The sequence below is a fragment of the Ramlibacter rhizophilus genome, from assembly GCF_004681965.1.
Taxonomy (GTDB): domain Bacteria; phylum Pseudomonadota; class Gammaproteobacteria; order Burkholderiales; family Burkholderiaceae_C; genus Ramlibacter; species Ramlibacter rhizophilus.
Genome location: NZ_SMLL01000001.1, coordinates 866,449 through 891,383, shown reverse-complemented (window position 1 = coordinate 891,383; position 24,935 = coordinate 866,449). Strand labels below are relative to the sequence as shown.

Below are 24,935 nucleotides of genomic sequence, written 5' to 3'. Positions count from 1 at the left end.
CGCCCCGCCCCGCTAGGGATGGGGGTGGCCGTGGCCCCAGAACATGAGCGCGTCCCGCCCTTCCACGGCGAGTTCCGCCGTGCGGCCGACAGGCAGCAGCACCTTCGTCTGCACATGGCCGAAGGGCAGCCCGGTGAACACCGGCACCTTCAGTTGCGTGCGCAGCCAGTCCACCACCGTCTGCAGGCGAAAGCCCTTGTCGTGCGGCACCAGCCGGTAGTTGGTGAACTGCCCCAGCACGATGGCCTTCTGCCGCGCCAGCACGCCGGCGTGCAGCAACTGCGTGAGCATGCGTTCGACGCGATACGGATGCTCGTTGACGTCTTCCAGGAACAGGATGCCGCGCTCGGGCTGGGGCAACCAGGGCGTTGCGAGCAATGAACACAGCACGCTCAGGTTGCCGCCCCACAGGACGCCTTCGGTGTGAAAGGCCTTCTCGCGCGCCTCGGCCCGGGGCAGCTGCCAGCCCGCGCCTTCGCCCTGCCCTTGCGCCAGGTCGTCGAAGCAGGCCAGCATGATGTCGTCGGGCTCGCCTTCGACACCGAAGTCCTCGCCGAGCGCCGGGCCGGCCCACGTGGACGCCGCCGCCTGCGCCAGCAGCGCGCACTGCAGGGCGGTGAAATCGCTCAGGCCCACGAAATGCGTGCCGCGCTCGATGGCGCGCGCCAGCGCCTTGTAGCGGATGGCCGGCAGCAGCCGCGTGAGGCCGTAGCCGCCGCGCGTGATGAGGGCGATGTCCGCGCCGCTTGCGGCCGCGCGGCCGATGGCGGCCAGGCGCGTCGCGTCGTCACCGGCAAAGCGCTGGTGGCTGCTGAAGGCGTCTGGATCGACCTCCACCTCGTGGCCGAGGGCCTTCAGGCGGGCGATGCCCCGGCGGGCGGCGGCGCGATCGCGCACGGCGCTGGAAGGAGAGAAAACGTAGATGCTGCTCAAGTCGATTCCCGGCTCGCAAGCCTGTGGCTGAAATGGTCGAGGGCTTCGCGCGCGATGGCCTCGCCATGCTCCTGCACGAAGTGGCCGGCCTCGTCGATAACGCGGGGCGGCGGGCATCCGCGGATGTGGCGGCGCAGGGCCTCCATCACCGGCAGGCCGAGCACCGGGTCCTGTGCGCCCACCACCATGAGGCTCTCGCCGGACCATTGGGTGGACCAGAACGAACGCGCGCGTCGGGACACCGCCGCGCCCTCGTCGTCCGGCTGCTGCGGCACCATGGGCGGGAAGGCCCGCAGCGCCGCGCGGTGGCCGCGGTCCGGAAAGGGCGCGTCGTAGGCGGCGCACTCCTCGGCGCTCAAGTGCGGGTTGCCGCGCGCGAAGAGCCGGCCGACACCGAACTCCGGGTTGCGGGCGCACATCTCGCGCCAGGCGAGGAACCCGGGCGACAGCGGCTCCTCGCCGGTCGCGAGCGTGGTGTTCATCACCAGCAGCCCACGCCAGCGCCGTGGCTGCTCCATCGGCAGCGTGAGCCCGAGCAGGCCGCCCCAGTCCTGCACCACCAGCACCACGTCCTGCAGATCGAGCCGCTCGACGAACTCCAGCAGCACCTGCCGGTGCCAGTCGAAGCGGTGCGCGTCCTCGCGCTTGGGCTTGTCGCTCTTGCCGAAGCCGACGAGGTCCGGGGCGACCACGCGATGGCCCGCTTCCACGAACGCCGGGACCATGCGGCGGTACAGGTAGCTCCAGGCCGGGTTGCCGTGCAGGCACAGCCAGGTGAGGGGCGCATCGCGCGGCCCTTCGTCCAGGTAGTGCAGGCGCAGGCCGCCCAGGGACCGCAGATCGCTCAGGTAGTGCGGCGCCCAGGGATAGCCGGGCAGGTCGCGAAAGCGTTCCTCGGGGGTTCGCAAGGCGTCCTCGCGCAGGGGCTGCGCGGCGGACCGCTGGTCCTGCCGTCGCGCCTTGAAGAAGTCCGCGAGCAGTGCCGCGCATTCGGGCGCGAGCACGCCGCCGGCGACCTGCGTGTGATGGTTCAGGCGCTCGTGGGCGAAGAGGTCCAGCACCGAACCGCCGGCGCCTGTCTTGGGGTCTGCGGCGCCCCAGACCACCCGCGCCAGGCGGGCGTGCAGCATGGCGCCGCTGCACATGGCGCAAGGCTCCAGGGTCACGTACAGCTCGCAGCCGTCCAGGCGGTAGTTGCCCAGCGCGCGGGCGGCCTCGCGCAGGGCCTGCACCTCGGCGTGCGCGGTGGGGTCCTGCGCTCCGACCGGCGCGTTGCGGCCGGTGCCGACGACGCGCTCGCCCTGCACCACCACCGCCCCCACCGGCACCTCGCCGGCCGCGAGCGCGAGCCGGGCCTGCTCCAGGGCCAGGGCCATGAAGCGCTCGTCGCGCGCTGCGTTCACGGCTTGTCCTCGGGCATGGGCCGGGCCTGCTGCATGAGTCCCTCGACCGCCCGCTTCACTTCCTGCGGCTGGTGGCGCGGGCTCACGACCGCCCCACCGCCCGGGGACGCCGCGCCCTCGCCTGCCGCGGGCACGACGCGTTCGGTGCGGGTGGCGGCCAGCTGCGTGCGGGCGAGCTGCGCCACCACGCCCAGGGCCACCAGCAGGGCCAGCACGCCGAAGATCAGTCGCATGCCTTGTCTCCGTTCAGTCCCAAGCGGTCCATCCAGCGCGCAAGCGCCTGCCCCTGCTCGCCACCGGCGGCGTAGCCCGCGCGCAGCGCGGCGTGGGACTCGGGGCGGTGCTGGTTCAACTTCAGCTTGCACTCCCAGTGCGTCACCGTGAGATCCAGGCCGACGATGCCGGCCAGCATGCCGCGCGTGTAGCGTTCGTCCAGGCTGCGCCACTGCGCCGCGTAGGCCGGCTCGTGGTCGGCGATGAGGCGCTTGAGAAGGGCATCCTTCTCGCCGGGGTCGTCGATCAGGCGGGCCTCGACCGTGCAATGCACCGCCAGGTAGTTCCAGCTCGGCACGCGCTGCAGGTCGGGATAGATGCGCGGCGACTGGTAGGCCTGCGGGCCGAGGAAAGTCACCAGCGCACGCGGTCGGCGGCGCAGCAGGTCCGCATGAGGATTGGCCCGCGCACAGTGCCCCAGGAGTTGCAGCGATGCCGGGCCGCCCTTCGGTTCCGGCGCATGCAGCGGCAGGTGGCTCACGAAGGGCAGGCCCGAATCGTCCACGGAGATCAGGCTGGCCAGCGGCTGCTCGCGCATGAGCGCGAGGGCCAGGTCGCGGTCGTCGCTGCGAAAGTGCGCCGGGAGGTACATGGCCGCCGATTGTGCCTGCCCTGCCGCACGCCACGCGCCCTCCCGCGCCTTCCGAAACTTTTAAGGTTTGCTGCCCGAGGTCTTAAGAACGCGATGCGGGCCGGATTCCTACAGTGCAGCCTTCCCAACACGCCCCGCACTGGAGACCCCCATGGAAACGCTCGAAGCCCGCCCCGAAACCACCCGCCGTTCGCCCGCCGCACAGCCGACCGCCCCGCGCCATGACTGCTATGCCGGCATCCACAAGGCGCTGCGCCTGGGCGTGTGCCGCACCCTGCTGCAGGTCGGCAGCGCCGATCCGCAGGACCCGGCCGAGACGGCCGCCGCCGCCCAGGCCGTCCGCCACCTGGTGGCCATGTCGCACGCGCACCTGCACAAGGAAGACCAGTTCATGCACCCGCTGCTGGAAGCCGCCCTGCCCGGCAGCACGCGCCACGCCCAGGACGAGCACCAGCACCACACCGAATCGCTGGACCGGCTCGCGGCCCTGGCGGACCGTGTCGAGCAGGCTCCCGTGGCGCAGCGTGCGGCGGCCCTGGCCCGCCTGTACCAGGCGCTGGCCGTGTTCGCCTCCGAGGACTTCGCCCACATGCACCGCGAGGAGACCGAACACAACGCCGTCCTCTGGGCGCACTACACGGACGACGAATTGCTGGACGTCGAACGCCGCATCGTCGCGGCCATCGCGCCGCTGGAAGCCATGCAGCTGCTGCAGTGGTTCATGCCGGCCTTCAATGCACCGGAGCGCGCCGGCATGCTCGGCGGCATGCGGGCGAACGCGCCGGCGCCCGTCTTCGACGCCGCCTGCGCGGTCGCCAACCACAGCCTGACCCAGGCCGACTGGTCCAAGCTCGCCCGCAGCCTGGGCATCCCGGCCGTGCCGGGTCTCGTCAGCGAGGCACGTGCGTGAGCTCGACCGGGCGCTCCCGCAGCACGCGAAAGCGCCCGCGGCCGGTCTTCTCGATGCGCACGTCGCACTGGCGCTCGGCCAGCCGGCGCTGCAGCAGCACGAGGCGCGCCTCCAGGTTGTCGTTGACGTCCGGCAGGCGCAGCGAGGGCGACAGGCGCAGCTCGCGGTTGGTGAACTCCGTGCGCCCGCTCGCCTGCGCTTCGCTGAGCAGGGTCCAGAGGATGGCACCGGCCACGCCCTTGATCAGGTAGTCGCTGTCGAGAAACACGCTGCCGTCGGCCTCGAAGTAGCGCACCCGCAGCGCGGGACGCTGCGGCTGGGGCACGGGTGCCGCAGGCGCCGCGGCGGCGGCGTCTTCCGTGGCCTCGGACTCGCGCTGCAGCGCGCACAAGCGGCCGCCGGCCACCGTGCACAGCACGGCCAGTGCATCCTCCAGGTCCCCGTCGAAAGCCATCTGATGCGGGCTTTCCAGGAACAGCACGCCCAGCAGGCGGCCTTCGGACTGGATCGGCAGGGCGAGCTGGCTGTGCGGCGCGGCCAGGCCGGGGACGGCGATCTCGCGCTCCAGCGCGCCGGCGCCCGGCTCGCCCAGGCCCTCGCGCACGGTGCGGCAGTACGCCGCGTCCTGCGTGAAATGGTTGATGCGCACCGGCGTGCGCGACTGGGCCGCCACCCCGATCACGCCCTCGCCCATGCCCACTTCCGAGCCGACGCCGGACTGCGCGTAGCCCAGGCTGCCGACGGTGTAGAGCCGGCGGCCCGGCCCGTCCGGCAACAGCAGCATGGCGTGGGCAACGCGGAAATCCTGCGCGAGCGACTGCAGCAATGCGTCGAAGAGCTCGGCCAGCGACTCGGCCTGCGACACCCGCTCGGCCGAGCGGCGCAGGCCGGGGAGCCAGTTGCCGAACGCCTCGATCGCGCCGATGGAAGGACAGGCGATGCGCTCGATGTCCTGCACCTCGTACACGTCCGAGCCGAGCAACTTGAAGACACCGCTCATGCCCGCATGCGAGGCGATGCCCGCCAGCTTGGCCTTCATGCGCTCGAACAGCGGCCCTTCGAACTCCGTGCGCAGGTAGCGCGCTGCCAGCCGGTACTGCAGACCCGTGTACGGGTGCACCAGCATCAGCTGCACGTCCGGGTTCTCCAGGATGTTGCGCCGGGTCTTGTTGAAGAACTGGAAGGACAAGGCCACGTGCGAGGCGTCCAGGTAGTCCACCTGCGACACCAGGATCACGTTGGGCTCGCCCTGCGCGTTGGCGCTGGCCAGGACGGCGGGAATGGCGCCTTCGAAACAGTGGCGGATGTCGGCCAGCTCGATGCGCATGGGGTTCACGGCGACTCAAGCGGCCGAATGGGCGGCCGGATGGGCGGCCGGCTCCCCGGCCCGCGGACCGGGGGTCTGATCGAAGATGGCGTCGGGCGTGAAGACCAGCACGGCCAGGTCGTCAGGGTTGGCCGGCACCAGGGCGGCGATGAGGCGCTGGGGGGTCCAGGTGGGGGGTGCCAGGTCCACCACCTCGCGGGCGTAGCCGCCGGCCCAGATCTGTGCCAGCTCGCGCCCGCCGCCGCCTGCGGGCTCCAGGCGGGCGTTGCTGCCCTTGAGTTGCAGGGAGCGGTGGCTGATGGGTTCGGTGAACACCACGGCCAGGCGGCCGTTGGCCCGCACGTCATCGACGACCTGGGCGGCGGCCGAGGGCTGCACCAGCACCGAGACGGTGCCCCGGTCGGCCGAGACGCAGCAACCGATGCCGCGCGCCACGTGCGGCCGCCGCAGGGGCCCGCAGCTGCCGAGCATGATGGATACCGGACCCTGGACCATGCGGGCCTGGTCGACGCTGAGGACTGCGGCGCCGGGTGCTGACATGGGGGCGGAGTCTACGGCAGGCGCGCGGCGGTGCAAGTCGCGCCGGTGCCACTCACTCCCACTCGATGGTCGCCGGCGGCTTGCTGCTCACGTCGTAGGTGACGCGGTTGATGCCGCGTACCTCGTTGATGATCCGGCTGGACACCTTCTTGAGCAGCGCATAGGGCAGTTCGGCCCAGTCGGCGGTCATGAAGTCGCTGGTCTGCACGGCGCGCAGGGCGACCACGTAGTCGTAGGTGCGGCCGTCGCCCATCACGCCGACGCTGCGCACGGGCAGGAAGACGGTGAAGGCCTGGCTGGTGAGCTCGTACCAGGTCTTGCCGCTGGCCGGGTCGACGGTGGCGCGCAGCTCCTCGATGAAGATGTGGTCGGCCGCGCGCAGCAGGTCGGCGTATTCCTTCTTCACCTCGCCCAGGATCCGCACGCCCAGGCCCGGGCCGGGGAAGGGGTGGCGATAGACCATCTCGTGCGGCAGGCCCAGCGCCACGCCCAACTCGCGCACCTCGTCCTTGAACAGGTCGCGCAGGGGCTCCAGCAGCTTCAGGCCCAGCTGCTCGGGCAGGCCGCCCACGTTGTGGTGGCTCTTGATGGTGACGGCCTTCTTGCTCTTGGCGCCGCCGGACTCGATGACGTCCGGGTAGATGGTGCCCTGGGCCAGCCAGGCGACGTGGCGGGAATGGGTCTCCTTGATCTTCGCGGCCTCGGCCTTGAAGACTTCGACGAACTCGCGCCCGATGATCTTGCGCTTGGCCTCGGGGTCGCTCACGCCGGCCAGTTGCCCCAGGAAGCGCTCGCTGGCGTCCACCCGCACCACCTTGGCGTGCAGCTTGCCCGCGAACATGTCCATGACCATGTCGCCCTCGTTCAGGCGCAGCAGGCCATGGTCCACGAAGACGCAGGTGAGCTGGTCACCGATGGCGCGGTGGATCAGCGCGGCGGCCACCGACGAATCGACCCCGCCCGACAGGCCCAGGATCACCTCCTCGTCGCCCACCTGCTTGCGGATGGCCTCCACCGCCTCGGCGATGTGGTCGCGCATGACCCAGTCGGGCCGCGCCTGGCAGATGCCCAGCACGAAGCGCTCCAGGATGGCCCGGCCCTGCACGGTGTGCGTCACCTCAGGGTGGAACTGCAGGGCGTAGAAGCGCCGCGCCTCGTCGGCCATCCCGGCGATGGGGCAGCTGCCCGTGGAGGCCATGAGCTTGAAGCCGGGCGGCAGCTCCGCCACCTTGTCGCCGTGGCTCATCCAGACGTTGAGCATGCCGTGCCCCTCGTCGGTCGTGAAGTCGGCGATGCCGCGCAGGAGCTCCGTATGCCCGCGTGCCCGCACCTGGGCGAAGCCGAACTCGCGCTTGTGCCCGCCCTCCACCTTGCCGCCCAGCTGGTGGGCCATGGTCTGCATGCCGTAGCAGATGCCCAGCACCGGAACGCCCAGCTCGAAGACCGCCTGCGGTGCCTTGTCGGTGGATTCCTCGTACACGCTGGCGTGGCTGCCCGAGAGGATCACGCCCTTCAGGCGCCCATCGGCCGCGTAGGCGCGCACCCAGGCGTCGTCCACGTCGCAGGGGTGCACTTCGCTGTAGACGTGCGCCTCGCGCACGCGGCGCGCGATCAGCTGCGTGACCTGGCTGCCGAAGTCGAGGATGAGGATCTTGTCGTGTTGCATGGCGTGGGACGGGTCCTGGGTGCCCGGGGCAATGGGTCGCCCGCCGCACCCGGGCGGCGGGTGGAACGCGGCGCGCGGCCGCGGACAAATCACTCGGAGCGGTAGTTCGGCGCTTCCTTGGTGATCTGCACGTCGTGCACGTGGCTCTCGCGCATGCCCGCGGCGGTGATCTGGACGAATTCGGCGCGGGTGCGCATCTCCTCGATGCTGGCGCAGCCGCAGTAGCCCATGGCGGCGCGCACGCCCCCGGCGAGCTGGTAGACGATGGACACCATCGAGCCCTTGTACGGCACCCGGCCCTCGATGCCTTCGGGCACCAGCTTGTCCGTGTTGGGGTTGGTGCTGGTGGCTTCCTGGAAGTAGCGGTCGGCGCTGCCCTGCTGCATGGCGCCGATGGAGCCCATGCCGCGGTAGCTCTTGTAGCTGCGGCCCTGGAACAGCACGATCTCGCCGGGCGCCTCCTCGGTGCCGGCGAACATGCCGCCCATCATGACGGTGCCGGCACCGGCCGCGATGGCCTTGGCGATGTCGCCCGAGAAGCGCACGCCGCCGTCGGCGATGAGGGGCACGCCCGTGCCCTGCAGGGCGGTGGCGACGTTGTCGATGGCGGTGATCTGCGGCACGCCCACGCCGGCGACGATGCGCGTCGTGCAGATGGAACCGGGCCCGATGCCCACCTTCACGGCGTCGGCACCGGCTTCCACGAGGGCCCGTGCGGCCGCACCGGTGGCGATGTTGCCGCCGATCACGTCCACCTGCGGGTAGTTCTGCTTGACCCAGCGCACGCGTTCCACCACGCCGCGGCTGTGGCCGTGGGCCGTGTCCACCACGATGGCGTCCACGCCGGCCTTGACCAGTGCCTCCACGCGCTCCTCGGTGCCCTCGCCCACGCCGACGGCCGCGCCCACGCGCAGGCGCCCCGCGTCGTCGCGCGCGGCATTGGGGAAGCTGGTCTGCTTGGTGATGTCCTTGACGGTGATGAGGCCCTTGAGCTCGAAGGCGTCGTTGACGACCAGCAGGCGTTCGAGCTTGTGCTTGTTCAGCAGCTGCGTGGCCTCGGCCGGCGTGGTGCCGTCCTTGACGGTGATGAGCTTCTCGCGCGGCGTCATGATCTGGCTCACCGGCACGTCGTAGCGCGTCTCGAAGCGCAGGTCGCGGCCGGTCACGATGCCCACCACCTTGCCGCCATCCAGCACGGGAAAGCCCGAGATGCCCAGCTGCTCCTGCAAGGCGAGCACCTGGCGCACCGTGTGCCCCGGCGTGATGACCACCGGGTCGCGCAGCACGCCCGACTCGTAGCGCTTGACGCGGGCCACGTGCGCCGCCTGCTCCTGGGGCGTGAGGTTCTTGTGGATGATGCCGATGCCGCCTTCCTGCGCGATGGCGATGGCCAGCCGCGCTTCGGTCACCGTGTCCATGGCCGCGGACACCAGCGGCAGGTTCAGGACGATGTTGCGGGACAGGCGCGTGGTCAGGGAGGTGTCCTTGGGCAGGACCTGCGAGAACGCCGGCACCAACAACACGTCGTCGAAGGTGAGCGCTTGTCCGAGAAGGCGCATGGGGGAAGGCTCCAAAAGCGCGAATTGTATCTTTGGCCCCTCACCGCACCCGCCCTGGGCGCCCTCGCCCCACCGCACGGTAGCGCTTGGAAAACCGCGCCGCTACACTGCCGCGATGACCCGCCTGCGCCCCCTCCTTGCCGCCCTGATCCTCGCCGTGCCGGCCCTCGCTGCCGCCCAGTGGCAGTGGATCGACGGCAGCGGCCGCCGCGTCTTCAGCGACCAGCCGCCGCCGCCGGAGATCCCGGCCAGCAAGATCCTCAAGCAGCCGGGCGTGCGCGCCAGCGCCGCGCCGGCCGCCGACCCCGCGCCGGCCGCTGCCGCGGCGCCGGCCCAGGGCACCAAGGAAGTGGCTGCTGCCAAGCCGGCCCCGAGCGGCCGCGACAAGGAGCTGGAAGCGCGCAAGAAGCAGGCCGAGGCCGCCGAGGCGCAGAAACGCAAGGCAGAAGAAGAGGCCATCGCCAAGACCCGCGCCGAGAACTGCACCCGCGCCAGGCAGGCCAAGGCCACGCTCGACTCCGGCATCCGCCTGGCCCGCGTCAACGACAAGGGCGAGCGCGAAATCCTCGACGATTCCGGTCGCGCAGCCGAAGCCAAGCGCATCGACCAGGTGATCGCGAGCGAGTGCAAGCCCGCTTAAGCCGAATCGTCGTTCACGCCCTCTGAAACGAGCTTGCGGGCGAAGAGGCCCGCCCCACGCGCGCCCTGGCGCACGAAGCGCTCGCGGCGCGCCACCTTGGGATCCACGCGCAGCGCGCGCAGCAGCTCCACCCGGTCACCTTCCACCAGCTTCTGCTCGGGCGCGGCGGCGCGGCCCCAGACGAAGACCTGCAGCGATGCGCGGTCCGCTTCGGCCGGTTCGCCGCTCGCCCGCAGCGCATCGGCAACGCAGGAATCGGCCGGCAAGCTCAGCACCCGCTCCTGCACCTCGCGCGGGCCCGGGCTCCAGGCGAGCGTGACCCGGATGCGGCCCGCATCAGCCATACACGTGCTCGGCCCGCTTGACGAAGGCATCGACCAGGCTGCCGGCGATGCGGTCGAACACCGGGCCCACCAGGGCCGCCAGCGCGGCGCTGCGGAACTTGTAGTCCAGCTTCAGTTCCACCTTGCAGGCGCGCTGGCTCTCTTCGCCCACCGGCGTGAAGTCCCACTGCCCTTCCAGGCTGGAGAAGGGTCCGTCCACCAGGCTCATGTGGATGCGGCGGCCCGGCACGTGCCGGTTGTGCGTGGTGAACGACTGGTGGATGCCACTGAAGGCGATGCCGATGCGCGCCTTCATGTCGTGCTCGTCGCGTGCGAGCACCTGCGCCTCGTCGCACCAGGGCAGGAACTTGGGGTAGGCCGGAACGTCGGTGACCAGGTCGAACATCTCTTCGGCGCTGTACCAGATGAGGACGGACTTGTGGACGGATTTCATGGAGAATGCGGGCCCCGGCGCGACGGATTGTAGAGAGCCCGCCTGGGCCCCATCTGTCAGCCCATGACCCAAAAACCAGTCGCTTCCTCGCGCATCGCCGACAACAAGAAAGCCGCGTACAACTACTTCTTCGAAGAGAAGTACGAGGCCGGCATGGTGCTGCAGGGGTGGGAGGTCAAGGCGCTGCGCGAGGGCAAGGTGCAGCTCACTGACGGCTACGTGGTGATCAAGAACGGCGAGATGTTCATCATCGGCTGCCAGATCAACCCGCTGCGCACCGCCTCCACCCACGTCAACCCCGACGCCGTGCGCACGCGCAAGCTCTTGCTGCACAAGGAGCAGATCAAGCGCCTCATCGGCAAGGTGGAGCAAAAAGGCTACACGCTGGTCCCGCTCAACCTCCACTGGAAAGGCGGGCGCGTGAAATGCGAGATCGCGCTGGCCAAGGGCAAGGCCGAGCACGACAAGCGCCACACCATCCGCGACCGCGAAGGCAAGCGCGAAGTCGAACGCGTGATGAAGCAGCGCCAGCGCTGAAGAAAGATGACGCGCCGGCGGAATAAACGTCCTGGCGCCGGCGTTCATGCGGGTGGGCAGTCCAACTTCCCTGCCCAGGAGACCCCCCCATGACCCCCTTCTTCCCGCGCGGCCTCTGCATTGCCGCGCTGCTGGCCGCCGGTGCCAGCTTCGCCCAGACGCCGCCCGCCAAGGCCGCGGACGGCGTACTCGTCGGCACCAACGGCATGACGCTCTACACCTTCGACCGCGACCCGGCCGGCGCGGGCAAGTCCATGTGCAACGGCCCCTGCGCCACGAACTGGCCGCCGCTCATGGCCACGGGCGACGCCAAGGCCGAGGGCGACTGGACGGTGGTGACGCGGGACGACGGCGCCAAGCAGTGGGCCTACAAGGGCAAGCCGCTCTACTTCTGGGCCAAGGACAGCAAGGCGGGCGACCGCACCGGCGACGGCGTGAACAACGTCTGGAAGCTCGCCAAGCCCTGAGGCCATCGTCCGCCCGCATGCCCGGCTCGCCCCCGTCCGAGGAACTCGTCGCCCAGATCGCGTCCCTGCGCCGCTACGCGCGCGCGCTCACGGGGGACCGCTGGGAAGCCGACGACCTGGTGCAGGACACCCTGGAGCGGGCGTGCTCGCGCTGGCGGCTCTGGGCCGTGGGCAGCGACCTGCGGGCCTGGCTGTTCACGGTGATGCACAACCTCTTCGTGGACGGCCTGCGGCGCGCGAAGCGGCAGGCCAGCGAACCGCTGGACGACAAGGCCGTGGGCGATCTCGCCGCGCCGCCTGCGGCGACTGAGGGCACCCTCGACCTGCAGCGCTGCCTGATGCGCCTGCCGCAGGAGCAGCGCGAGGTGCTGCTGCTGGTGACCCTGCAGGACCTGGGCTATGCCGAGGTGGCCCGCATCACCGGCGTTCCCATCGGCACCGTCATGTCGCGTCTGTCGCGCGCCCGCGCGCGCCTGCGCGAGCTGATGGACGAGCCGGCCCCGCTGCGCAGCGGGCCGACCCACCTGCGTCGCATGAAGTAAGCGCATGAACCCACCTTCCTCCGCCCCTCCCCCGCCCGGCGACGACGAACTGCACGCCTACGTCGATGGCCGCCTCGCGCCGGACGAGGCCGCGCGCGTGCAGGCGCGGCTGGAAACCGACGCGGCGGCGGCGCAGGCCGTGGCCGCGTGGCGGTCGCAGCGTGAGGCGCTGCGCGCCCATCTCTCGGAGGCACTGCAGGATCCCTTGCCGCCGCACCTGCTGGCCGCCGCCGACACGGCGCAGCGACGCGCCGGCCAAAGCCGCCGCGCCAGGGGCTGGGGCGGCATGGCCGCGGCGTCGCTGCTGGCCTTCTCGGTCGGCTGGCTGGGGCATGCGCAGTGGCAGGCCACGCGGGGATCCGCCTCGTCCGCCAGCCCCGGCGGCTTCGCGCGCCAGGCGCTGGTGGCGCATGCCGTCTATGCCCCCGAGCAGCGGCACCCGGTCGAGGTGGGCGCGGCCGAACAGGAGCACCTGGTGCAGTGGCTGTCGCGCCGCCTGGGCCGGCCGCTGCGACTGCCGCAGCTGAACGCCGAAGGCTTCGAACTGGTCGGCGGACGCCTCCTGCCGGGCGAGACGGGCGCGCGGGCGCAGTTCATGTACCAGGGCCCGTCGGGCGAGCGGCTGACCCTCTACATGGGCGCGGCGCCGGCGGGTGCGGGGCAGGCGCTGGAATTCCGCTTTCTGGAAGGCGAAGGCACGTCCAGCTTTTACTGGGTGGACCGGGGCTTCGCCTATGCCCTCACCGGTCCCCTGCCCCGGCCGCGCCTCATGGAACTGGCCCGGCTCACCCACCGGGCGCTGCAGCCTTAGATCCCGTCAGTCCAGCCCGCGCAGCGGGTGCGCGTGCGCCGGCCAGGGGCTGTCGAAGAAGCGCGCCACCAGGGCGGCATCGACGGCCTCGATGCGGTCCGGCTGCCAGCGCGGCGCGTGGTCCTTGTCGATGGCCAGGGCGCGGATGCCTTCCACGGTCTCGCTGTGTCCGCCGTCGCCGCGCTCGAAGCAGCGGCGCACCATGCCGCGCTCCATGCGCAGGTCCTCGGCCAGGCTCATGCCGCGGGCCCGGCGCAGCTGCTCCAGCACGACGTGGAGCATCAGCGGCGAGCGCTTGCGCAGCGTCGCCGCCGTCTTGCGTGCCCAGTCGTCCTCGGCCGCTTCCAGCGCGCCGACGATGGCGGGGACGTCCGGCAGGCTGAAGCAGCGGTCGATCGATGCCCGTGACGCCGCAAGGCTGGCGCCCGTCGCCGCTGCCTGCGAGGCCTCGCCGCGCAGCGCCGCGACGGCCGCCGCGCCGCCCTCGGCCAGCCGCTCCCAGGCCGCCGGCAACGCGTCCACCGCGAGCACGCCGTCGGCCAGGCCCGCATGGCGCGCGTCCTCGGCGCCGATCACCTCGCCGGTGAGCGCCAGGTACTCGCCGAGCGCGCCCGGGCAGCGCGCCAGGAACCAGCCACCGCCCACGTCCGGAAAGAGGCCGATGTTCGTCTCGGGCATGGCCATCCGGGTGCTGCTCGTCGCCAGGCGCAGCGCCTGGGCGGACCCGTGCCCGGCGATGCCCATGCCGCCGCCCATGACGATGCCGTCCATGAACACGACGTAGGGCTTGGGAAAGCGGTGCACCAGGTGGTTGAGCGTGTACTCCTCGGTGAAGAAGTCCTCGATGCGCGCATCGCCGCTGACCGCCGCCTGGTGGAAAAAGCGGATGTCGCCGCCCGCGCAGAAGGCGCTGAAGGGCCCGTCCTTGCCCATGCCGCGGATCGCCACCGCCTCGATGCGCTCTGCCTGCGCCCAGTCCAGCAGCGTGGCCGTGAGGGTGCGGACCATGTCCAGCGACAGCGCGTTGAGCGCGCGCGGGCGGTTGAGGGTGATGAGGCCCGTGCGGCCGCGTTCTTCGACGATCACGTCGGTCGAGGGGTTCATGCGCGTTGTCTCCATGCAATGAGTTCGTTGGCCATCAGTGCCCCGACCACCAGCACGCCGCCGGTCAGCGCCTGCGGCACCGGTCGCTCCCCGGCGCCCACCCAGGCGAGCAGGATGCCGAAGATCACTTCCAGCAGGCCGAGCAAGGCGATCTCCGGCGCGGACAGCACGCGGGCGCAGATGACCGCCAGCGAGCAGGGAATGGCCAGCTGGACCAGCCCGAGCAGGGCCAGCAGGCCCAGGTCATGGCCGGTGGCCTGGAAGGGAAAGGCGAGCGGCAAGGTCGCGAGCGACGAGATCGTGGCGCCGACCAGCACCGCCGGCACCAGGTCCACATTGGCCCCGTGGCTGCGCGCACGCTGCGCGACGGTCCAGTTGATCGATGCCGCAATGGGCACGGCCAGCGCCACCAGCGTGCCCGCGAGTTCGCCGCCGGCGAGCTTGGCGGCATACATCCACACGATGCCGGCGCCCGCCACCACGATGGCCGCCCAGGTGCGCGCGGGAATGCGGTGGCCGATGAACACGCGGGCCATGAGGGCGGTGACCAGCGGCCCGAGGGCCATGGTCACCAGCACATTGGCCACCGAGGTGAGCGTGAGGGCCACCATGAAGGCGGTGAACATCACGCTCCAGCACAGGCCCGACAACCAGAGCCAGCGGCCGCCGCCGCGCATGCGCGCGAACACCTGCGAGCCTCGCAGCAGCGGCAGCAGCACCAGCAGCGAGAGCACGGTGAAGAAGCTGCGCCAGAAGGTCACCTCGAAGCTGCGGGCCTGCTCCAGGTGCCGCGTGACCACGCCGGCGATGGACCACATCAGGGTGACGGCGACCATCAGGAGCACGGCGCGGGCATGGGTGAGCTTCATGGCGCCGGGAATTATGGCGGCCCGCGCCGGGGCGCGAGCCCGCACGGGGCCGCGCCTCAGGCCGCTTCGCGCAGCGCGCGCTTGCGCTCGTGCTCCTTCAGGAAGCGCTTGCGCAGGCGAATGGACTTGGGCGTGATCTCCACCAGCTCGTCGTCCTCGATGAACTCCACCGCGTACTCCAGCGTGAGGGTGATGGGCGGCGTCACCTTGATCGCGTCTTCCTTGCCGCTCACGCGGAAGTTGGTCAGCTGCTTGGTGCGCGTGGCGTTGACCACCAGGTCGTTGTCCCGGTTGTGGACGCCCACCACCATGCCTTCGTACACGGGGTCGTTGGCCTTGACGAACATGCGGCCGCGGTCATCCAGCTTGCCCAGGGCGTAGGTGAAGATCTCGCCGTCGTCCATGGAGATCAGCACGCCGTTCTTGCGGCCGCCGATGTCGCCCTTGTGCGGCTCGTAGCGGTCGAAGATGTTGGCGATCAGGCCCGAGCCGCGGGTGAGGTTCAGGAACTCGTTGGAAAAGCCGATCAGGCCCCGCGCGGGGATGCGGTACTCCAGGCGCACGCGGCCGCGGCCGTCCGGCTCCATGTTCAACAGTTCGGCCTTGCGCTCGCCCAGGGCCTGCATGACGCTGCCCTGGTGCTGCTCCTCGATGTCGGCCGTGACCAGCTCGATGGGCTCGCAGCGCTCGCCGTCGATCTCCTTGAAGACCACGCGGGGCTTGGACACCGCCAGCTCGTAGCCCTCGCGCCGCATGTTCTCCAGCAGGATGGTGAGGTGCAGTTCGCCGCGGCCGGAGACCTCGAACACGCCCTCCTCGTCCGTCTCGCGCACGCGCAGCGCCACGTTCAGCTGCAATTCCTTCTGCAGCCGGTCCCAGAGCTGGCGGCTGGTGACGAACTTGCCTTCGCGGCCGGCCAGCGGGCTGGTGTTGACGCAGAAGTTCATGGTCAGGGTCGGCTCGTCGACCTTGAGCATGGGAAGGGGCTGCGGGTTGGCGGGGTCGGTGAGCGTCACGCCGATGCCCAGGTCCTCGATGCCGTTGACCAGCACGATGTCGCCCGGGCCGGCCTCGGCGGCCTGCACGCGGTCCAGGCCCTGGAAGGTCAGCACCTGGTTGATGCGGCCCTTGTAGCTCTTGCCGTCCGGCCCTTCCATCACGACGACGTCCATGGCGGGGCGCAGCGTTCCGGCGTTGATCCGGCCCACGCCGATGCGACCGACGAAGCTGGAATAGTCCAGCGCCGAGATCTGCAGCTGCAGCGGCGCGGCCGGATCGCCCTGGTGCGCGGGAACGTGCTGGAGCACGGTCTCGAACAGGGCCGACATGTCGGGGCCCCACTGCTCGCCCGGCGCGCCCTCCTCCAGCGAGGACCAGCCGTTGATGCCGGAGGCATAGACCACCGGGAAGTCGAGCTGTTCGTCGGTGGCGCCGAGCTTGTCGAAGAGGTCGAAGGCGGCATTGATCACCTTGTCGGGCGCGGCGCCGGGCTTGTCCACCTTGTTGACGACCACGATGGGCCGCAGGCCCAGGGCGAGGGCCTTCTTGGTCACGAAGCGCGTCTGCGGCATCGGCCCCTCCTGGGCGTCGATCAGCAGCACCACGCCGTCCACCATGGACAGGGCCCGCTCCACCTCGCCGCCGAAGTCGGCGTGGCCAGGGGTGTCCACGATGTTGATGTGAGTGCCCTTCCAGCTCACGGCGCAGTTCTTGGCCAGGATGGTGATGCCGCGCTCGCGCTCGATGGCGTTGTTGTCCATCACGGTGTCGACGACCTTCTCGTGCTCGGCGAAGGTGCCGCTCTGGCGCAGCAGCTGGTCGACCAGTGTGGTCTTGCCGTGGTCGACGTGCGCGATGATGGCGATGTTGCGAATTTGCTTCTTGCTCATGGGGTTGGGTGGGTTCTCACGAACTCAGGATCTGCTGGATTTCGATGGGGCTCAGCAGCCGGCCCGGGATCAATTCGCCGGCCTTGACGTGGCCGGTGCCGAGGAGGACGGACGAAAGCGCGCGGCTTCGCCCGCCCTGCGTGGTTGAGAGGGCTTCGACAGGCTCAGCCCGAACGGACGTCATTGCGTTCGCCCTGGGCTTGTCGAAGGGCTCGGCCGGAACAGACGCGATTCCGTTCGCCCTGAGCTTGTCGAAGGGCTCGGCCGGAACCGAGCCCGCGGCGCCCCCCGGGCCGAACACCGCGACCGCGTCGCAATCAGGCCAGGCGCCGCGCCGACGCACCCCCGAGAGGAATCGCCCGGCATCCTCGCTGCCCAGCATGACGGGCGCGTGACCTTCCAGGAGGCTCTGCGGGGGCAAGAGGCACCCGAGGCGGTCTTGCTCGGACATCGCCTCCAGCGCTTCGACAGTGGTGCAGTGCGCCACGTCGTAATGGCCGGTCGCCAGCCTTCGCAGCGACGAAAGATACGCCCCGCAGCCCAGGGCCAGGCCGATGTCCTCGCCCAGCGTGCGGATGTAGGTGCCCTTGCTCACGCGCGCCGCGATGCGAAGCGCGGGATGGCCTTCGGCGTTCGGGCCGAGCCATTCCAGCTCGAGCGCGTGGATCGACACCTCGCGTTCGGCACGCTCGACCTCCTGCCCGGCCCGCGCGTATTCGTACAGGGCCTTGCCGTCCTTCTTGAGCGCGCTGTGCATGGGGGGCAGCTGGCGGATTCGGCCGGTGAAGCGCTGGCGCACGGCGTCGAGCGCCGCGGTATCGATCGCGGGAACCGGACGCTGCTCGACGACATCGCCCTCGGCATCGGCCGTGGTGGTGCGCACACCCAGCACGGCGACCGCTTCGTAGGTCTTGTCCGCTTCCAGCTGGAGCTGGCTGAACTTGGTGGCCGCGCCGAAGCACAGGGGCAACACGCCCGTGGCGAGCGGATCCAGCGTGCCGGTGTGGCCCGCCTTCTCGGCCCGCAGCAGCCATTTGGCCTTCTGCAATGCGTCGTTGCTGGACAGACCTCGCGGCTTGTCCAGCAATAGCACCCCGTGCACGGGGCGCCTCACGACCCGTGCTCGTGGTGCGCTCATGGTTACTCGGTGTCGTCCTTGGAACGCGAGGCGACCGCGCGGGCGATCAGCGCGTTCATGTCGGCCGCACGCTCGGTGGTGCGGTCGAACTGGAAGTGCAGCGTGGGCACCGTGTGGATGTGCAGGCGCTTGAACAGGCCGTTTCGCAGGAAGCCGGCCGCCTGGTTGAGGGCGTCCTGGGTTTCCTGCGGATCGCCGATCAGCACGCTGAAGAACACCTTGGCATGGGCATAGTCCGGCGTGACCTCCACGGCCTGGATCGTGACCATGCCCACGCGCGGGTCCTTGAGCTCACGGGCGATCAGCTCCGTGAGGTCTCGCTGGATCTGGTCCGCGACCTTGAAGGCGCGGTTGGGCGTGGAGGATTTCTTCGGCATCGGCAGCCTTCGCAGGGAGCGCCTTACAGCGTCCGCGCGATCTCCTTGACCTCGAAGAACTCGAGCTGGTCGCCTTCCTTGATGTCGTTGTAGTTGCGCAGCTTGATACCGCACTCGAAGCCTTCCTTGACCTCGCGCACGTCATCCTTCATGCGGCGCACCGACTCGACCTCGCCGGTGTAGATGACCACGTTGTCGCGCAGCAGGCGGAACTTCGCGGAGCGCGTGACCTGGCCCGAGGTGATGTACGAGCCGGCCACCGTGCCGATCTTCGACGCAACGAACACGGTGCGGATCTCGGCCGTGCCGATGACCTCTTCGCGCTGCTCCGGTGCCAGCATGCCGGACATGGCCACCTTCAGCTCGTCCACCGCGTCGTAGATGATGCTGTAGTAGCGCAGGTCCACGCCGTTGTTCTCGGCCAGCTTGCGCGCGCCGGCGTCGGCACGCACGTTGAAGCCGATCACCACGGCCTTGGAGGCGAGCGCCAGGTTGATGTCGGATTCGCTGATGCCGCCCACACCGGCATACACCAGCTGCACCTTCACCTCCTCGGTGGAGAGCTTGACCAGCGACTGGGACAGCGCCTCTTGGGAGCCCTGCACGTCGGCCTTGATGATGATCGGCAGGGTCTTCACCTCGCCGGCCGTCATGTCGGCGAACATGTTCTCCAGCTTGGCGGCCTGCTGCCTGGCCAGCTTCGTGTTGCGGAACTTGCCCGCGCGGTAGGTCGCGATTTCGCGGGCACGGCGTTCGTCGGACAGCACCATGAACTCGTCGCCGGCCTGCGGGACGTCCGACAGGCCCTGGATCTCCACCGGAATGGACGGGCCGGCCGACTTGATCGGCTTTCCGTTCTCGTCGAGCATGGCGCGCACCCGGCCGTAGGTCTGGCCGGCCAGCACCACGTCGCCGGTCTTGAGCGTGCCCGACTGCACCAGCACCGTGGCCACCGGGCCGCGGCCCTTGTCCAGCTGCGCCTCGATCACCAGGCCCTTGGCGGCGGCTTCCACCGGCGCCTTCAGCTCCAGCACCTCGGCCTGCAGCAGCACCTGCTCGAGCAGGTCGTCGATGCCCTGGCCGGTGAGGGCCGAGACGTTCACGAAGGGCGAATCGCCACCGTATTCCTCGGGCACGACCTCCTCGACCACCAGCTCCTGCTTGACCCGCTCAGGGTTCACGCCGGGCTTGTCGATCTTGTTGACCGCCACCACGATGGGCACGCCGGCCGCCTTCGCGTGCTTGACGGCTTCCTTGGTCTGCGGCATGACGCCGTCGTCGGCCGCCACCACCAGGATGACGATGTCGGTCGCCTGCGCACCGCGGGCACGCATGGCCGTGAAGGCCTCGTGGCCGGGGGTGTCCAGGAAGGAGATGACGCCGCGCGGCGTCTCGACGTGGTAGGCGCCGATGTGCTGCGTGATGCCGCCCGCCTCACCGGCGGCAACCTTGGCGCGGCGGATGTAGTCCAGCAGCGAGGTCTTGCCATGGTCCACGTGGCCCATGACGGTGACCACCGGCGCGCGCGGCAGGGCCGGGCCGTCGGTGGTGCCGACGTCCTGCTCGGTGAAGGCCTCGGGGTCGTCCAGCGCGGCGACCACGGCCTTGTGGCCCATTTCCTCGACCACGATCATGGCCGTGTCCTGGTCCAGCGGCTGGTTGATGGTGACCATCTGGCCCATCTTCATCAGCACCTTGATGACCTCGGAGGCCTTGACCGCCATCTTGTGGGCCAGTTCGGCCACGGTGATGGTCTCGGGCACGTGCACCTCGATCACGCGCTGCTCCACGGCTTGTGCCGGCGAGTCGTCGCGGTGGTCGCGGTCGCTGCCGCGGCGGCCCCGCGGGCCGGACCGCCAGGTATTGCGGCCCACCCCGCCCGAGGCGTCGCCGCGGGTGGGAATGGCCTTCTTCTTGGCCGTGTCGCCGGCCCAGCTGGAGGACAGCTTGGCGGACTTGACTTCCTTGCCGGCGCCAGGCGCGGCGGGCGCACCCGTCGGCGCCGCGCGGCCGGTGACCGCGGGCTTGTGCAGCGTGCCCTTGGCGGCCGGCTTGACCGCTTCGCCCGGCTTGGCGGCCGGCTTGGCCTCCTCGGGCTTCTTGGCCACCAGCACCTTCTTGGGCGCGGCCATCATGGCGCGAATGGCTTCGGCTTCGGCCAGCGCCTTGCGGCGACGCTCTTCCAGGTCGCGGGCACGGGCAGCCTCTTCGTCGGCGCGGGCCTTGGACTCGGCTTCGGCCTTGGCGCGGGCTTCGGCCTGGGCCGCGGCGCGGGCGCTCGCGGCGGCCGCAGCTTCCTGCGAGGCTTCCTGCTTCTCGGCCAGGGCCTGGGCTTTCTTGGCTTCTTCGGCGGCCAGGTAGGCGGCGGCGCGGGCTTCGGCCTCGCGGTCGCGGCGCTCGGCCTCCTCGCGCTGGCGGCGCTCCTCGACCAGCGCGTTTTCCTGCAGCTGGATCGACTCGGCCTGGCGGCGTGCTTCCTCTTCGCGGCGCACCAGCTCCGCGTCCTCCGGGCTGGGCGCCGCGTCCTCGCGGCCCTGGGCCTCGGGCGCGTCGATCACGGCGGTGTCGCCACCGTCCTCGCGCTTGATGAACGTGCGCTTCTTGCGCACTTCCACCTGGATGGTGCGTGCCTTGCCGTAGGCGTCGGCCTGCTTGATCTCGCTGGTGGACTTCTTGGTCAGCGTGATCTTGCGACGCTCGGGCGATACCGTGCCATGGCTGGCCTGCAGGTAGCCGAGCAGCTTCTGCTTGTCCGACTCGGTCAGCGAATCGGACGCCGCGGACTTGGCGACGCCGGCGCTGCGCAATTGCTCGAGCAGGGTGTCGGGAGATTTCTTGAGTTCATTGGCGAACTCGGCGACGGTCGTACTGGACATAGGTTCTGGTGCCTCCCATCACATCACTCTTGGGTCGCCGTTGCGCCGGTGGTGAACCAGTGCTCGCGGGCCTTCATGATCAGGGCCTTGGCTTCTTCCGGGCTCTGCCCGGTCAAATCGGTGAGTTCATCGACGGCCAGGTCGGCCAGGTCGTCGCGGGTATGCACGCCGGCCTCAGCCAGCTTGCCAATCAGTGAGGGCGTCAGCCCTTCCAGGGTGCGCAGGTCCTGCGAGACCTGTTCCACGCTTTCCTCGCGGGCAATCTCCATGGTCAGAAGCGCATCCTTCGCGCGGACTCGCAGCTCGTTGACGGTGTCCTCGTCGAACGATTCGATGTCCAGCATTTCCTGGATGGGGACGTAGGCCACTTCTTCAAGGCTGGTGAAGCCCTCGGAGATCAGGATGTCGGCGATCTCTTCGTCCACGTCCAGCTTCTCCATGAAGAGGGCGCGCATGGAGCTGGTCTCCTCGGCCTGCTTCTGGGCCGATTCGTTGGCGTCCATGATGTTGATCTTCCAGCCCGTGAGGTCGGAAGCCAGGCGGACGTTCTGGCCGCCCCGGCCGATGGCGATGGCGAGGTTCTCCTCGTCCACCACCACGTCCATGGCGTGCTTTTCCTCGTCCACCACGATGGACTGGACGTTGGCCGGCGCCAGTGCGCCGATGACGAACTGCGCCGGGTCCTCGGACCACAGCACGATGTCCACCCGCTCGCCCGCCAGCTCGTTGGTGACGGCATTCACGCGCGTGCCGCGCACGCCCACGCAGGTGCCGATGGGGTCGACCCGCTTGTCGTGCGACAGGACGGCGATCTTGGCGCGCGAACCGGGGTCGCGGGCGCAGCTCTTGATCTCCAGCAGGCCCTGCTCGATCTCGGGCACTTCCTGGCGGAACAGCTCGATCATGAACTCGGGCGCCGAGCGCGACAGGATGATGGGCGCGCCGCGCAGGGTGAGGTCCACCTCCATGATCATGGCGCGCACGCGGTCGCCGTTGCGCAGGTTTTCCTTGGGGATCATCTCGCCGCGGCGCAGGCGCCCTTCCACGCGCCCGCTCTCGACGATGATGTCGCCCTTGTCCATGCGCTTGACGGTGCCCACGAAGATCTTGTCGCCGCGGGACATGAAGTCGTTCAGCAGCATCTCGCGCTCGGCGTCGCGGATCTTCTGCAGGATCACCTGCTTGGCGGCCATGGCGCCGATGCGGCCGATGGGCACGGAGGCGATGGGCTCCTCGATGTAGTCGCCCTCCTCCACATCGGACACGCGCTCGCGAGCGTCCATGAGGAGTTCCTCGGCCTCGGGGTTCTGCAGGCCGGCCGAATCGGGCACCACCAGCCAGCGGCGGAAGGTCTCGTATTCGCCCGTGTCCCGGTCGATGGCCACGCGGATGTCCACCTCGCCCGAGTACAGCTTCTTGGTGGCCTGCGCCAGCGCCGACTCCACGGCGCCGAAGACCACGTCGCGCTCCACGTTCTTCTCGCGCGAGATGGCCTCGACCAGCATCAACATTTCGCGATTCATCTCACGACTCTCCTGCAACTGACTTGGGGCGGCGCCCCTTGAAATTCACGATGGGCGCCAGGCGTGCCTCCTTGAGCTCGGCCAGTTCGAAGCCGAGCACCTGCACGGGCGCCTCCTTTTTCTTGCTGACCTTGCGGCCGGGTGGCGGTGGCGGCTCGTCACTCCAGGTGATCTGCCAGCCGCCGCCCTCGGCACGCTCGAGCGTGCCGCGAAACTTCTTGCGATTGGCCGCCACCTGGCCCGCCGCCGCGGCGCCCATGGGCGCCTTGAGGGTGAGGTCGATCACCTCGCCCTCGAAGCGCTCGAAGTCACGCTCGCCGCGAAGCGGCCGGTCGATACCCGGCGAGGACACCTCCAGCCGCGAATAGGCGACCTCTTCGACCTCCAGGGTGAACTGAAGTTGCCGCGTGACCTTCTCGCAGTCCTCGACGGTGACGTATTCCTCGGAACCAGGCGCCCAGGGCAGGTCGATGGTGATGCGCAGCAGGCCGCCGGCGGAGCGCTCGATCTCCACCAGCTCGTAGCCGAGCCCGGTCACGACTTGTTCGACGATGTCCTGAAGTGCCACTGAAAGCCTGAGTTCCTTTGCCGGCCGACTGGCTCGGCCTTGAGATTTCCGGGCGACCAAAAAAAACGGGCGGTCAGTACCCGCCCGGTTTGGTCGTCAGCGCGAGATTGTAATCCCGGCTGCCCGCCTTGCCAAGGCTTCAGCGAGCAATCCGAGTCAGCGCGCATTAAGCCTGCACTTGGAACAGGTGGCAGCACAGCGGTTACTACGGCAGGGCTGGCACCCCGGCGCCTCACAGGCCCACCTCAAAGGAGAGCTTCCATGCCCGTCCACGTCCCCGTTTCTCCGTCCTCCCGCTCCTTTCCGACCCGTCCGTCCGGCACCCCGGCGCCGACCGCCGCCACTGCGCAGCCGGCACAGAGGTCGCCATTGGCGCGATTGGCCAATTGGCTCGGCAGCCTCCGTTCCCAGGCACGGGTTCACCCGCAGCCGCCAATGGCCGGCATGCCGAGTGCACTCGGAGCGAGTCAAGACGCCATCGCTACCGTGGGCCGGCTGAGGCACGCCGCAGCCCGCGGACCACACGCCATGCAAAGCGAACTGCAGACCGTACTTGGCGAAATGCAGGCCGACGCCACCACCGGTTCCATCACCGAGAGGTTCCAGCGCACCGTTTCCACCGCGGTTGCGGCCTTACCTGAAGCGGACGCGGCCAGATTCCTAATCGATCTCCTCGGCCTCAAGGCCGAAGGCGGGGTGGATGCGAATGCCATCGAGAGGATGCTTCGCGCCACGGAAGAACGGCTTGTCAGGCGGGGCGCTGACAAGCAGCTCGCCCTGCAGATCGCAGTGTTGCCGTCAAACCAGTTCGAGTTGTTCCTGGATGCCCTCAACCGCGCCAAGTGGCACCTCGACAGCGGAGCGGAGCCCCGGAAACTGACGCGACTGGTCGCAAGGATCGAAGCGGCAACTTCTTCCCGTGCCACGTTGGCTTCCTTCGCCAGCGCGAACATGCAGCAGCAAGGTGGGATGAACTTGGACCAATCCTCGCCGGCGGTCACCGTGCAGTACGGCAGCGGCAGTCGAATCACGCTTCCCATATTCAGGGAGTTCGAGCGAGACATCGGGCGCGCCAGCCACAGCATCGTGACGGCCTCAGGGAAGGAGAAGCGGCTGATCACCGTCGATCAGGTGCGGCAGTTTGACGATGACAGCGCCAAGGCACTCGCCAAGCAGGGCGCGGTGCAGGCAATCTTCACCGAAATCGCTGGTGAGAACCTGGTCCAATTTCAGGAGATCTCGCGCTGGTGCCAGCAGGGCGCGTTCGGATTCGTCGACAAGGCCTCCTACACGCGCAACAGTCCTTTCAGGCTACCGGATGGAACGCCAGTGTGCTTGCCGGCCCGCGACTACGAGGTCACGTACAAATTGCAAAGAGACGGTGGCGATGTGCTCCTGACCAGCACGGTGCTCTATCGCCCCAAGAGCATTGCCAGGTACTACCAAAACGGAACCCTCGAAGCGCACCGCCCCGCCACCGCCGGCAGTCAATGCGGGGTGACGCAAACCTTCCGGATCGACAAGGACGGCAACGCTTCGCTTCACACGCCACCGACCACCTGGAGCATCCTGGCGCTTGCCGCCGGCGCGGAACTGGATGGTCCTGGCTGATTC

Annotated in this window: 25 protein-coding genes; 7 read left to right on the top strand and 18 right to left on the bottom strand. The window is 69.6% G+C overall.

Going from position 1 to position 24,935, the window contains the following annotated elements; all coding sequences use genetic code 11:
- Positions 1-12: 12 nt before the first annotated feature.
- Genes EZ242_RS04185 through EZ242_RS04170 form a run of 4 tightly spaced genes read right to left on the bottom strand, consistent with a single transcriptional unit; the run spans position 13 to position 3,201 of the window.
- Positions 13-933 carry an LD-carboxypeptidase gene (locus EZ242_RS04185; protein ID WP_167784577.1) on the bottom strand — a complete coding sequence of 307 codons (921 nt, stop codon included), beginning with the start codon at positions 931-933 and terminating at the stop codon, positions 13-15.
- Positions 930-2,336 (bottom strand): tRNA adenosine(34) deaminase TadA, encoded by a 1,407-nt coding sequence (tadA, locus tag EZ242_RS04180; protein ID WP_135283836.1) that lies wholly within the window; start codon positions 2,334-2,336, stop codon positions 930-932. Before tadA ends, EZ242_RS04185 begins: the two co-directional genes overlap by 4 nt.
- Positions 2,333-2,569, bottom strand: a complete 237-nt coding sequence (locus tag EZ242_RS04175; RefSeq protein WP_135283835.1) for a hypothetical protein — start codon at positions 2,567-2,569, stop codon at positions 2,333-2,335. The genes tadA and EZ242_RS04175 overlap by 4 nt, the downstream gene beginning before the upstream one ends.
- Positions 2,560-3,201, bottom strand: a complete 642-nt coding sequence (locus tag EZ242_RS04170) for an FMN-binding negative transcriptional regulator (RefSeq protein WP_135283834.1) — start codon at positions 3,199-3,201, stop codon at positions 2,560-2,562. Before EZ242_RS04170 ends, EZ242_RS04175 begins: the two co-directional genes overlap by 10 nt.
- A 151-nt stretch (positions 3,202-3,352) precedes the next feature.
- Here EZ242_RS04170 and EZ242_RS04165 point away from each other — a divergent pair, with 151 nt between their 5' ends.
- Positions 3,353-4,111, top strand: coding sequence for a hemerythrin domain-containing protein (locus tag EZ242_RS04165; protein ID WP_135283833.1), 759 nt, complete (start codon positions 3,353-3,355; stop codon positions 4,109-4,111).
- Here EZ242_RS04165 and EZ242_RS04160 read toward each other — a convergent pair.
- From EZ242_RS04160 to guaB, 4 genes are all read right to left on the bottom strand, one after another.
- Complete coding sequence (locus EZ242_RS04160; protein ID WP_135283980.1) at positions 4,092-5,438, bottom strand: GAF domain-containing protein; 1,347 nt, start codon at positions 5,436-5,438, stop codon at positions 4,092-4,094. The two genes, EZ242_RS04165 and EZ242_RS04160, sit on opposite strands and share 20 nt — an antisense overlap.
- 15 nt (positions 5,439-5,453) lie before the next feature.
- Positions 5,454-5,978, bottom strand: coding sequence for a hypothetical protein (locus EZ242_RS04155; protein ID WP_135283832.1), 525 nt, complete (start codon positions 5,976-5,978; stop codon positions 5,454-5,456).
- A gap of 52 nt (positions 5,979-6,030) precedes the next feature.
- Entirely contained in the window at positions 6,031-7,644 is a 1,614-nt protein-coding gene (gene guaA, locus EZ242_RS04150; RefSeq protein ID WP_135283831.1) for a glutamine-hydrolyzing GMP synthase, read from the bottom strand.
- 89 nt (positions 7,645-7,733) lie between these two features.
- On the bottom strand, positions 7,734-9,203 hold the full coding sequence (gene guaB, locus EZ242_RS04145) for an IMP dehydrogenase (RefSeq protein ID WP_135283830.1): 1,470 nt from the start codon (positions 9,201-9,203) through the stop codon (positions 7,734-7,736).
- 115 nt (positions 9,204-9,318) lie between these two features.
- Here guaB and EZ242_RS04140 point away from each other — a divergent pair, with 115 nt between their 5' ends.
- Positions 9,319-9,843, top strand: coding sequence for a DUF4124 domain-containing protein (locus tag EZ242_RS04140; RefSeq protein WP_135283829.1), 525 nt, complete (start codon positions 9,319-9,321; stop codon positions 9,841-9,843).
- Here EZ242_RS04140 and EZ242_RS04135 read toward each other — a convergent pair.
- Both EZ242_RS04135 and EZ242_RS04130 read right to left on the bottom strand, forming a co-directional pair.
- The gene (locus EZ242_RS04135) at positions 9,840-10,187 is read right to left on the bottom strand and encodes an RnfH family protein (RefSeq protein WP_135283828.1); all 348 of its coding nucleotides are present in this window, start codon (positions 10,185-10,187) and stop codon (positions 9,840-9,842) included. The two genes, EZ242_RS04140 and EZ242_RS04135, sit on opposite strands and share 4 nt — an antisense overlap.
- Entirely contained in the window at positions 10,180-10,620 is a 441-nt protein-coding gene (locus EZ242_RS04130) for a type II toxin-antitoxin system RatA family toxin (protein WP_135283827.1), read from the bottom strand. The genes EZ242_RS04135 and EZ242_RS04130 overlap by 8 nt, the downstream gene beginning before the upstream one ends.
- A 63-nt stretch (positions 10,621-10,683) precedes the next feature.
- Between EZ242_RS04130 and smpB the strand changes: the two genes are divergently transcribed.
- The 4 genes from smpB to EZ242_RS04110 all read left to right on the top strand — a co-directional run bounded on the left by smpB (position 10,684) and on the right by EZ242_RS04110 (position 12,977).
- Positions 10,684-11,157: an SsrA-binding protein SmpB gene (gene smpB / locus EZ242_RS04125; protein WP_135283826.1), complete on the top strand. Its 474-nt coding sequence runs from the start codon at positions 10,684-10,686 to the stop codon at positions 11,155-11,157.
- A gap of 89 nt (positions 11,158-11,246) precedes the next feature.
- On the top strand, positions 11,247-11,624 hold the full coding sequence (locus EZ242_RS04120; RefSeq protein WP_135283825.1) for a COG4315 family predicted lipoprotein: 378 nt from the start codon (positions 11,247-11,249) through the stop codon (positions 11,622-11,624).
- A 17-nt stretch (positions 11,625-11,641) separates the two neighbouring features.
- Complete coding sequence (locus EZ242_RS04115; protein WP_135283824.1) at positions 11,642-12,166, top strand: sigma-70 family RNA polymerase sigma factor; 525 nt, start codon at positions 11,642-11,644, stop codon at positions 12,164-12,166.
- 4 nt (positions 12,167-12,170) lie between these two features.
- On the top strand, positions 12,171-12,977 hold the full coding sequence (locus EZ242_RS04110; protein ID WP_135283823.1) for an anti-sigma factor family protein: 807 nt from the start codon (positions 12,171-12,173) through the stop codon (positions 12,975-12,977).
- Between the two features lie 6 nt (positions 12,978-12,983).
- Here EZ242_RS04110 and EZ242_RS04105 read toward each other — a convergent pair whose 3' ends face one another.
- From EZ242_RS04105 to rimP, 8 genes are read right to left on the bottom strand one after another with little or no spacing between them, the layout of a single operon-like run.
- The gene (locus tag EZ242_RS04105; protein ID WP_205960582.1) at positions 12,984-14,081 is read right to left on the bottom strand and encodes an enoyl-CoA hydratase/isomerase family protein; all 1,098 of its coding nucleotides are present in this window, start codon (positions 14,079-14,081) and stop codon (positions 12,984-12,986) included.
- On the bottom strand, positions 14,078-14,950 hold the full coding sequence (locus EZ242_RS04100; RefSeq protein ID WP_135283821.1) for a DMT family transporter: 873 nt from the start codon (positions 14,948-14,950) through the stop codon (positions 14,078-14,080). Before EZ242_RS04100 ends, EZ242_RS04105 begins: the two co-directional genes overlap by 4 nt.
- Before the next feature lie 56 nt (positions 14,951-15,006).
- Positions 15,007-16,839, bottom strand: coding sequence for a translational GTPase TypA (gene typA, locus EZ242_RS04095; protein ID WP_135283820.1), 1,833 nt, complete (start codon positions 16,837-16,839; stop codon positions 15,007-15,009).
- 16 nt (positions 16,840-16,855) lie between these two features.
- Complete coding sequence (gene truB, locus EZ242_RS04090) at positions 16,856-17,977, bottom strand: tRNA pseudouridine(55) synthase TruB (protein WP_135283819.1); 1,122 nt, start codon at positions 17,975-17,977, stop codon at positions 16,856-16,858.
- A 2-nt stretch (positions 17,978-17,979) separates the two neighbouring features.
- Positions 17,980-18,354 (bottom strand): 30S ribosome-binding factor RbfA, encoded by a 375-nt coding sequence (gene rbfA, locus EZ242_RS04085; protein ID WP_135283818.1) that lies wholly within the window; start codon positions 18,352-18,354, stop codon positions 17,980-17,982.
- Positions 18,355-18,377: 23 nt separating this feature from the next.
- On the bottom strand, positions 18,378-21,230 hold the full coding sequence (gene infB / locus EZ242_RS04080; RefSeq protein WP_135283817.1) for a translation initiation factor IF-2: 2,853 nt from the start codon (positions 21,228-21,230) through the stop codon (positions 18,378-18,380).
- Positions 21,231-21,253: 23 nt separating this feature from the next.
- Entirely contained in the window at positions 21,254-22,753 is a 1,500-nt protein-coding gene (gene nusA, locus EZ242_RS04075) for a transcription termination factor NusA (protein WP_135283816.1), read from the bottom strand.
- Between the two features lies 1 nt (position 22,754).
- Positions 22,755-23,321 (bottom strand): ribosome maturation factor RimP, encoded by a 567-nt coding sequence (rimP, locus tag EZ242_RS04070; RefSeq protein WP_135283815.1) that lies wholly within the window; start codon positions 23,319-23,321, stop codon positions 22,755-22,757.
- Positions 23,322-23,849: 528 nt separating this feature from the next.
- On the opposite strand from rimP, the gene EZ242_RS04065 reads away from it, so the two are divergent.
- A complete protein-coding gene (locus tag EZ242_RS04065; protein WP_135283814.1) occupies positions 23,850-24,932 on the top strand; it encodes a hypothetical protein in 1,083 nt (360 codons plus the stop codon).
- The last annotated feature ends 3 nt before the right edge of the window (positions 24,933-24,935 follow it).

Coding starts and splice junctions, on each gene's coding strand:
- EZ242_RS04140 (WP_135283829.1), top strand. CDS start 9,319: ATGACCCGCCTGCGCCCCCTCCTTGCCGCCCTGATCCTCGCCGTGCCG.
- guaB (WP_135283830.1), bottom strand. CDS start 9,203: ATGCGCCTTCTCGGACAAGCGCTCACCTTCGACGACGTGTTGTTGGTG.
- EZ242_RS04130 (WP_135283827.1), bottom strand. CDS start 10,620: ATGAAATCCGTCCACAAGTCCGTCCTCATCTGGTACAGCGCCGAAGAG.
- truB (WP_135283819.1), bottom strand. CDS start 17,977: ATGAGCGCACCACGAGCACGGGTCGTGAGGCGCCCCGTGCACGGGGTG.
- typA (WP_135283820.1), bottom strand. CDS start 16,839: ATGAGCAAGAAGCAAATTCGCAACATCGCCATCATCGCGCACGTCGAC.
- EZ242_RS04065 (WP_135283814.1), top strand. CDS start 23,850: ATGCAAAGCGAACTGCAGACCGTACTTGGCGAAATGCAGGCCGACGCC.
- EZ242_RS04100 (WP_135283821.1), bottom strand. CDS start 14,950: ATGAAGCTCACCCATGCCCGCGCCGTGCTCCTGATGGTCGCCGTCACC.
- EZ242_RS04170 (WP_135283834.1), bottom strand. CDS start 3,201: ATGTACCTCCCGGCGCACTTTCGCAGCGACGACCGCGACCTGGCCCTC.
- EZ242_RS04160 (WP_135283980.1), bottom strand. CDS start 5,438: ATGCGCATCGAGCTGGCCGACATCCGCCACTGTTTCGAAGGCGCCATT.
- EZ242_RS04110 (WP_135283823.1), top strand. CDS start 12,171: ATGAACCCACCTTCCTCCGCCCCTCCCCCGCCCGGCGACGACGAACTG.
- EZ242_RS04120 (WP_135283825.1), top strand. CDS start 11,247: ATGACCCCCTTCTTCCCGCGCGGCCTCTGCATTGCCGCGCTGCTGGCC.
- rbfA (WP_135283818.1), bottom strand. CDS start 18,354: ATGCCGAAGAAATCCTCCACGCCCAACCGCGCCTTCAAGGTCGCGGAC.
- guaA (WP_135283831.1), bottom strand. CDS start 7,644: ATGCAACACGACAAGATCCTCATCCTCGACTTCGGCAGCCAGGTCACG.
- EZ242_RS04105 (WP_205960582.1), bottom strand. CDS start 14,081: ATGAACCCCTCGACCGACGTGATCGTCGAAGAACGCGGCCGCACGGGC.
- EZ242_RS04155 (WP_135283832.1), bottom strand. CDS start 5,978: ATGTCAGCACCCGGCGCCGCAGTCCTCAGCGTCGACCAGGCCCGCATG.
- EZ242_RS04175 (WP_135283835.1), bottom strand. CDS start 2,569: ATGCGACTGATCTTCGGCGTGCTGGCCCTGCTGGTGGCCCTGGGCGTG.
- infB (WP_135283817.1), bottom strand. CDS start 21,230: ATGTCCAGTACGACCGTCGCCGAGTTCGCCAATGAACTCAAGAAATCT.
- smpB (WP_135283826.1), top strand. CDS start 10,684: ATGACCCAAAAACCAGTCGCTTCCTCGCGCATCGCCGACAACAAGAAA.
- EZ242_RS04115 (WP_135283824.1), top strand. CDS start 11,642: ATGCCCGGCTCGCCCCCGTCCGAGGAACTCGTCGCCCAGATCGCGTCC.
- nusA (WP_135283816.1), bottom strand. CDS start 22,753: ATGAATCGCGAAATGTTGATGCTGGTCGAGGCCATCTCGCGCGAGAAG.
- EZ242_RS04165 (WP_135283833.1), top strand. CDS start 3,353: ATGGAAACGCTCGAAGCCCGCCCCGAAACCACCCGCCGTTCGCCCGCC.
- EZ242_RS04135 (WP_135283828.1), bottom strand. CDS start 10,187: ATGGCTGATGCGGGCCGCATCCGGGTCACGCTCGCCTGGAGCCCGGGC.